At 44.1% G+C, this 4,923-nt stretch carries 6 protein-coding genes; 3 read left to right on the top strand and 3 right to left on the bottom strand.

Going from position 1 to position 4,923, the window contains the following annotated elements; all coding sequences use genetic code 11:
• The coding region (locus tag PHN32_09015; GenBank protein MDD3777727.1) for a DUF1295 domain-containing protein at positions 1-908 on the bottom strand (908 nt) is incomplete at its 3' end.
• A 157-nt stretch (positions 909-1,065) separates the two neighbouring features.
• On the opposite strand from PHN32_09015, the gene PHN32_09010 reads away from it, so the two are divergent.
• Together PHN32_09010 and dhaL are read left to right on the top strand one after the other, a co-directional pair.
• A complete protein-coding gene (locus PHN32_09010) occupies positions 1,066-2,067 on the top strand; it encodes a dihydroxyacetone kinase subunit DhaK (GenBank protein ID MDD3777726.1) in 1,002 nt (333 codons plus the stop codon).
• Between the two features lie 25 nt (positions 2,068-2,092).
• Positions 2,093-2,734, top strand: a complete 642-nt coding sequence (gene dhaL / locus PHN32_09005) for a dihydroxyacetone kinase subunit DhaL (protein ID MDD3777725.1) — start codon at positions 2,093-2,095, stop codon at positions 2,732-2,734.
• Here the strand turns inward: dhaL and PHN32_09000 are convergent.
• Together PHN32_09000 and PHN32_08995 are read right to left on the bottom strand one after the other, a co-directional pair.
• Entirely contained in the window at positions 2,731-3,204 is a 474-nt protein-coding gene (locus PHN32_09000; protein ID MDD3777724.1) for a GNAT family N-acetyltransferase, read from the bottom strand. The genes dhaL and PHN32_09000 overlap by 4 nt on opposite strands.
• Position 3,205: 1 nt before the next feature.
• A complete protein-coding gene (locus PHN32_08995) occupies positions 3,206-4,414 on the bottom strand; it encodes a pyridoxal phosphate-dependent aminotransferase (GenBank protein MDD3777723.1) in 1,209 nt (402 codons plus the stop codon).
• A 144-nt stretch (positions 4,415-4,558) separates the two neighbouring features.
• Between PHN32_08995 and PHN32_08990 the strand changes: the two genes are divergently transcribed.
• Positions 4,559-4,921 (top strand): hypothetical protein, encoded by a 363-nt coding sequence (locus PHN32_08990; GenBank protein MDD3777722.1) that lies wholly within the window; start codon positions 4,559-4,561, stop codon positions 4,919-4,921.
• Positions 4,922-4,923: the final 2 nt, after the last annotated feature.

Raw genomic sequence — 4,923 nt, 5'->3', positions numbered from 1 at the left:
TATCCTTCCTGGCTTTGCTGCTCGGGTGGGCTAAATCGGGGCCAGGGTATAATCATGGACACCTGTTTCTGGTAATGGGCATAATTGGGTTTAGCTTTTAAAATATGTTTTTCCATCAAGGGAATACTGATAAACATAAACAGCATAGCCATCGCTAACGGTCCAGCCAGGGTAGGCCATTGAAAATAAAGGGTACCAGCCTGCATTAACCATATTCCCCACCAGAAAGCGACTTCGCCAAAATAATTGGGATGTCTGGAATACCTCCACAGTCCCCGGTCTATATGGGCTGATGGGGCTTTGCCTGATAATTTAAACAGGTCCATTTGCCGGTCAGAGGTAGCTTGAACCAATACTGCAGCCAGGCATAACAGGTAACCTGCCTTGGTGATAATGGTTACCGGACCATGATGCTGCAGGCCGTAATAGGCAGGTATCAAGGCCAGGTATACTACCAAAGTAGGCATTAGGTTTATGCCAAACAGGTTAGTAAAGAACCACCATTGGGGTGCATTTTTCCTTAACTGGGTATAACGCCAGTCCTGATGGTGCAGTCCTTTCCAGCGAAAGGCCCAATTTAATGTAAGCCTGATGCCCCAAATCATTATAGCTGCTAAAAACAGCAGATGTACGGCATTAATAGCAGCAGGAGATGACCATAGCCAGAATACAATAATGGCTATGGGGGCTACGCTCCAGTAGGGATCATAAAGGCTGGAGTTTTTAAACATTATCCCTATGGCCCATACTACCAGGGTGGCGGCTATATCAGCCAGTAAAGTAGAATAGAGCATGGGTAAATATTGGAAAAGCCTAAATACCAGTACTGCTGCCAGGAAAGCCAGGATATAGGTTACTGCTACAATTAGAAACGAAGATTTCCTGGTTTTAATGTTTAAATAATGCATACTCTTAATCCGTATTGTTTTTTACCATTTTATAATTACCTCCTCTATTATTCAATGTTTAGGGCTTAAAAGTTTCAAAACTGCCGGCCGGGGTTAAGTTGAGAACCGAAGTTAATAATTGTAAAATAGAGGAATATTAACTATCCAGGGAGGAAAATTGAAAAAAATCATAAATGAGCCTGAAAAATTTGTGGACCAGATGTTGGAGGGAATACTAGCTGCTTATCCCCAGCAATTAAAATGTTTAAATGATGATCTCAGATGTATAGTAGATGCCAGGCCCAGGAAAGCCAATAAGGTGGGTTTGGTTACAGGAGGCGGATCAGGACACCTGCCCTTGTTTTTAGGATATGTAGGGGAGGGTATGTTGGATGGGTGCGCAGTGGGGGACATATTTGCCTCTCCCAGCGCCAACCAAATCCTGGAAATTACCCGTGATATTAATACCGGTGCCGGTGTCCTCTATGTTTATGGAAACTACAGCGGGGACAGGATGAATTTTGATATGGCCCGGGAAATGGCAGAAATGGAAGACATAGCGGTGGAACAGGTAATCGTTACTGACGATGTAGCTTCGGCTCCCCGGGGACAGGAAGAAAAAAGGAGGGGAGTAGCGGGGCTATTCTTTGTTTATAAGATAGCTTCCGCTTATGCCCAGAAAGGAGCAACCCTAAAAGAGGTTAAGGACCTGGCCCAAAAAGTTAACTCCAAAGTGAGAACCATGGGGGTAGGATTATCCCCCTGTATTATCCCGGAAGCAGGCAAACCCACTTTCCAGATGGAGGAAGGCCAAATGGAAATAGGCATAGGCATACACGGGGAAGCAGGAATGGGCAAGGATAAGCTAAAATCAGCAGATAAGATAACCGAAAGTATGATGGAGGCAATATTAGATGATTTGAATTTAAATTCAGGTCACCAGGTTTCAGTTTTGGTAAACGGTTTAGGGGCTACTCCCCGGGAAGAGTTGTATGTGGTGTACCGGAAGGTTTTTTCTATTTTAAAAGATAAAAACATAACCGTATTTAATCCTTATATAGATGAATTTGCCACTTCCCTGGAAATGGCCGGCATGTCTATAACTTTGCTGCCCTTGGATCAGCAGCTAAAAGAGCTGCTGGCAGCTCCGGCAGAAACGCCGTTTTTCAAACAATTTTAAATCAAATAGGTAAAGAGAGCAGGAAATGGATAAACTAAGCGCAGAGGATATAAAAAGTATACTAATAACTGTCAGGGACCTGATGCTGGAAAATGAGCAATATTTATTTAAACTGGATTCCGAGATGGGAGACGGGGACCTGGGTATAACCATGAAAAAGGGTTTTAACCATATTGCCGATACACTAAAGGGATTGCAGGAAGAAGATATAGGCCAGCTGTTGCTAAAAGCTGCCATGGCCATAACTTCCACCTCTCCAGGGACCATGGGTACCTTGATGGGTACCGGGCTGATGAGGGCTGGCAAATCAGCTATGGGTAAAAACCAGGCAGACCTGCCTGTTTTAGCAGATATGATGGATTCCTTCGTACAGGGCATAATGGATAGGGGGAAAAGCAAGCCGGGAGACAGGACCATTATTGACTCCCTGTATCCGGCAGCCCAATCCCTTAAACAGTCTGCCCAAAAAAGGGAAGGATTAAAGCAAGCTTTTTTTGAAGCTTACCAGAAATCAAAGGAAGGCTTGGAATCTACTAAAAATATGAGCCCTTCCCATGGCAAGGCCATGTACCATAAGCAGAGGGCAGCAGAAATAGAAGATCCCGGAGCCGCTGCAGGTATGCTATGGATAAAGGGATTTTATGATTATATTAGCCAGGGCAGTTAATCCCGGGCCAGCTGGTGGAGCTGGTCTCCCTGTATGTTGTAATGCAGCCACTCATCCTCTATGACTGCCCCTAAACCCTGGTAGAAGCCTATGGCTTTTTTATTCCAGTGAAGTACGCTGAACTTCAGGTGGCTGCACCCCCTGTTTACTGCCTGTTGGGCCAGGAAGGACATCAAGGCTTTACCCACATGGCGGTTTCTGTATTCAGGCAGGACAAAAAGATCTTCCAGGTACAAGCCGGGCCGGGCAGAGAAAGTGGAGAAACAGGGATAGAATACAGCCAGGCCCACCTCTTTTTGGTTCCAATAGGCGATGGCTGCTTCTGCCAGCTTATGCTCAAACATATAGTGTTGGATATCCTTTTTGGTTACGGTTACTTTATCCAGTTTTTTTTCATATTCTGCCAACCGGCGTATAAAATCTACTATAATCTGTGCCTGGCTGGGTCCTGCTATTTTTACAGTTATCAATTTAGATCAATTCCCGGCAAAAAACTTCCATGCGATCCATGCCTTCTTCTATTTTATCCAATGCCGTGGCATAGCTTATACGGATATAATCATCAGCCCCAAAAGCTCCTCCCGGTACCACTGCTACCGAGGCTTTTTCCAGGAGCTGGTGGGCAAAATCAAAAGAATTTTTTATATCTTTTCCATAAAGAGGGGATACATCAGGAAAGATATAAAAAGCTCCTTCGGGCAGGGAACAATTTATCCCTTCCATGGCAGTAAGCCGCTGGTAAATGTAATCCCGCCTCTTTTCATATTCATCCTTCATCTGCTGAACAGAATCCTGGTCACCCTGTAAGGCTTCCATGGCGGCCCATTGGGCTATGCTGCAGGGATTTGAAGTTGACTGGTCATGCACCTTGGTCATCTGGGCAATAATTTCTTTATCCGCTGCACAATACCCAATTCTCCATCCGGTCATGGCATAGGTCTTTGACACAGCGTTTAAAGTAATGGTAGCTGCTTTCAGTTCAGGGCTGAAAGAGGCCAAGCTGTAGTGCCGGGTATTTCCATACAAGAATTTTTCATATACCTCATCAGAGATGATAATAATTTGATTTTCCAGACACAGTTTGCCAATCTCTTCCAGCTCCTGCCGGCTATTAACCGCCCCGGTGGGATTATTGGGGCTGTTTAGTATAAACAGTTTTATCCGTTGGTTGGAATCGATGATATTTTTCAGGCTCTCCAAATTAATTTTTAAATCCTGGTTGAAGTCTACCAAAAGGGGCATTCCCTCGGACAAGATTACCTGCTGGCTGTAGCTTACCCAGTAAGGCCGGGGTATTATTACCTTATCCCCGGGATCCAGCATTACCCTCATGATATCATCCAGGATATGTTTGGCCCCATTTCCGATTAGGATATTTTCAATATCGTAGTCCAGGTTGTTTTCCTTTTTAAATTTTTCAGCTACTGCCTGCTTCAGCTCCTTGATCCCGGTACTGGCAGTGTACCTGGTTTTATTATCATCTATAGCGGCTTTACCTGCTTCTTTTATGTTGAGGGGGGTGTCAAAATCTGGCTGGCCGATGCCAAATCTTATAATTGATTTGCCTTCTTTTTTTAGCTGGACATCCAGCTGGTCAGCTTTCTTTTCCAAGGCAAAGGTAGGGCTTTCTTCCACTTTTAGTATTCTTTCTGCAAATTTTATGGTTGATTCTGGCTGCATCAGTCCTCTCCATTTCTAAGTAACAATATTAACTTATTATATTATGAACTGTTACTATATAAAAATAAAAAAAGTATAGCAAAACATTTTTTAATAACCGGTGCTCTTGCTATAATTTAGTATAAACAAGGAAAGCGGAAAGCTATGAAAAAGTGGTTAGCCATATTAATTCTTTTATGTATATGTTGCCTAGCACCTGGCTGCAGCCAGGCGTGTATCATTGCCAATCCTGATATAAGGGGACAGATAACCAGCATAGAGGACAGGGGAGAAAATAAGGCAGTGCTGATAGAAGGCAAGGTGCAGGCAGATACCGGCTATGATAAGGCTTGGGTTACGGTTACCGGCAGCACCATTGTCCTAAGCCAGCAAAGCGGCGAGGCCATACAGGTAGAAGCAGATGAACTAAAAACAGGATTGCAGGTGCAGGCAGTTTTTACCGGGCCCATAATGGAGTCCTATCCCGTACAGACTGAAGCTGAGCAGATAGTAATATTAAACCCATAAAG

This window comes from Actinomycetota bacterium, from assembly GCA_028698215.1.
Classification (GTDB): domain Bacteria; phylum Actinomycetota; class Humimicrobiia; order Humimicrobiales; family Humimicrobiaceae; genus Halolacustris.
The sequence above is the reverse complement of the archived record's forward strand: the minus strand, read 5'-3'. Positions and strand labels throughout refer to the sequence as shown.